We start from the raw sequence: 3,403 nt of genomic DNA on the forward strand, positions 1-3,403 counted from the left end.
ACACGTACTTGACGAGCTATTGCAGCTGTTGTGATTTCTGACGTTTCTGGTTGAGCTACTGCTTGACCGGACTGTTCATCCAAAACATAGGTCTTCGTATAGGTACGAACACCTAAGCTTCCTTCAACATCAACAACTTGTTCACCAGCAAGGAGGCTATCATCTGCTGTGTAGATAACAGAGAAGTCAACTGCTTCCTGACGGTAGTCAGGAGCTGTTCCAACTTGAATCAATTCCACAACTGGGATACGGGTTACTTCTGCTGTTTCTGGTTGAGCAGCTACTTGCCCAGTCGCTTCATCCATGACATAGCGGGTTGTGTAAGTGCGAACCCCTGGAAGACCTTCAACCAAGATAGTCTGGCTATTTGACTTCTTCGTTACATCCGCAACATAGCGCGTCTTGAAGGCCACTTCTTCCTGACGATAAGTTGGAGCAGTTCCGACCTGGATAACTTCTGCAATCGGAAGACGAGTCACTTCTGCTGTTTCTGGTTGCGCAGTTACCTGACCAGCCTTATCCATCACATAGGTAGTTGTATAGGTACGGATACCTGGAACTCCTTCGGTGAAGACTGTTTGACTAGCTGCAACCTTATCTGGATCGGCAACATAACGCGTCTTGAAGGCTACTTCTTCTTGACGATAGCTTGGAGCGGTTCCAACCTGGATAAGCTCATCAACTGGTTTCACGGTCACTTCTGACGTTTCTGGCTGCGCAGTTACTTGACCTGTCTTATCGTTCATGACATAAGTCGTTGTGTAAGTCCGAACGCCTGGAACTCCTGCAACAAGAATCGTCTTGGTTTCAGCTGGTTTTGTTGCATCCGCTACATAATCTGTCACATAGGCTACTGCTTCTGTGCGACTTGTTGGACGAACACCAACTTGGATCAATTCATTCACAGCTTCCTTAGTGATCGTTCCATTTGGATGACGAACTCCTGTTTCACCAACAACAATTACACGAGCTTCACCAACACGAAGGGTTTCAGAAGCTACATAGTTTGTCTTGAAGGCTAGAGTTTCATTTTGACCGGTACCACGACGGATAAGTCGGTGAACTGCTGGTGTCACAACTTCTGTAGTTTCAGCTGTTACCTGCCCTGTTTGGTAGTTCAAGGTATAGACTGTTGTCTGAACAGATTTTCCAGTAAGACCTTCAACAAGAACAACCTCAGGATCTGTTGCTAGCATGCTGGCATCATCTTGGTAAGTTATATTGAAAGCAAGTTCTGTTTCAACCACAACTGGACGAACACCGACTTGAACAACTTCTGTTACTGGAACTTGAAGGAGGCTTCCGTTTGGATGACGGAGTCCTGGCTTACCGGCTACTGCCACTGCTTGTTCTCCGGCTGCAAGACTGCTAGAAGCGATGTAGATACGATCGGCTGGAACAGCTTCATCTTGGCCTGTTCCACGTTTCATGACACGATCAACAGCCGCTACTGTTTCAACAACTGGAGTCTGAGCCGTTACCAGACCTGTCATTTCATCCAGCTTATAGCTAGTTGTTGTCATACGACGACCCAATTTTCCTTCTTGAACAAGAACAAGAGCATCTTCCTTACGCATCATTGGATCATCTTCATAACGAGTTTGGAAAGCCAGTTCTTCTGTCACAACAAGTGGCTGCACACCGACTTGATAAACTTCAGCAATTGCTTCTTTCAACACGCTACCATTTGGATGAAGAACACCTGCTTGACCTGCAGTCACGAGCAGTTTATCACCAGCAGGGAGATGGCTACTTGCCAAGTAGATCGTCTTGAATGGAATCGAAGACTCAGCACCAACACCACGCTTGATTATCCGGTTATTGGCTGGTGTTTCACGAATCTCAGGATTCTGAGCCGTCACTTCACCAGTTGTATTGTTCAAGCTGTAACGAGTAACGGTCACGCGTTGACCCGCCAATCCTTCACGAACCAAAAGTTCTGGATCCTTGGCTGACATCGATGGATCTTCTTGGTAAATTGTTTCAAACGGCAAGGTTTCAATCACTTCAACCGGTTTTACACCAACTTGATAGACTTCGTTTACAGCTTCTTTTGTAACAGATCCATTTGGATGACGCACACCTGTTTGACCTTTCGTCACAAGTACACGCTCACCGGCTGGTAGTTCTAAGGCCGATAGATAAACCGTTTGGAATGGAAGGCTCGCCTCTGTTCCTGTACCTCGACGAATCACTTGATCAATCGCATCTGTTGTAACAACAATCGGTTCTTGAGGACTGACTTGACCAGTCTTGGCATCAAGACTGTAATTAGTCGTTGATACACGTTTCCCTTCACGTCCAGTAACAACTGTAACTTCTGGATCTGTCGCAAGCATTGTGGCATCATCCTGATACACAATCTTGAAGGTTAGCGTCTCAGTTTCAACAGTTGGTTTTGTTCCAACCTGAACAACTTCTTGAACAGCAGATTCCAATACTGAACCATTGGGATGACGGCGGCCTTTAACCCCTTTGGTCAAGACCCGATTCTCTCCAAGAGGCAATTCGACATTACTAATATAAGTAGTCTCATAGGCGATCTCTGTAGACGAACCAACGCCACGTTTCACAACTTTTTGAACAGCAGCTTTCACTTGCTCTGTCACTTCATCTGGTGAAACTTCTCCCGTAGCCGGATCCATACGGTAAGTGGTCGTAACTACCTTTTCTCCGTCTTGACCTTCAACAACAACTACCTCCGGATCTGTCGCAAGCATTGTTGCATCTTCTTCATAAACCGTTTCAAATGGAATTACTGAAGTTTCTACTTGGGGTTTCGTTCCTCGAGATTCGATGCGATTTCTAACCTCTTGAACCATCTCCACTACCGGATCATTAGCCGTTACTTCTCCAGTAGACTGATTCAACGTATAGGTCGTTGTTGTTCGCTCAATTCCGACAACTCCCGTCACCACAACCGACATGAATCCAACTTCTTCCGTGTCACGAGTCTCAAAAACCGTGCTAAATGGAATTTTTCTATCCTCTACCTTAGGCTTCGTTCCTACTTCTATTTTTTTATTAACCGGTGGCACAGAATTCAAATGACTAGATGACTCTACAATTTTTTCATCCTTGATAACTTCATTCCCATCTGCTACAACTTTCGTAACAACTGTTCTATTAGTAGTAGGAATTCCTTTATATTTATAATCAATTGTAATAGGAGCATCTGAAGTAGGGAGATAGGTATCCTTAACTTTTCCATTGTGAATAGTCAATGCTTGTTTTTGACCATTAACAACAAGATTGGCTTCAGTAATCTCTAAATCACTTGATACATCTTCAATTGAGATTTCTAACGGTTTATAGATTGTATGAACAACTTGCTCTGTTTTAGGAGTGGAAGCTAACAGCCCTTCTCGATCATCAAATTTTGATGTAAAACCAGCATTTTCAA

General features: G+C 44.5%; 1 protein-coding gene. It reads right to left on the minus strand.

The genetic code is table 11. From position 1 onward, the window contains the following. Nucleotides 1-3,403 (minus strand): G5 domain-containing protein (locus N4310_RS07970; RefSeq protein ID WP_262092753.1); only part of this gene is annotated, 3,403 nt, incomplete at both ends.

It is taken from the genome of Streptococcus danieliae (genome assembly GCF_025447695.1).
Taxonomy (GTDB): Bacteria; Bacillota; Bacilli; order Lactobacillales; family Streptococcaceae; genus Streptococcus; species Streptococcus danieliae.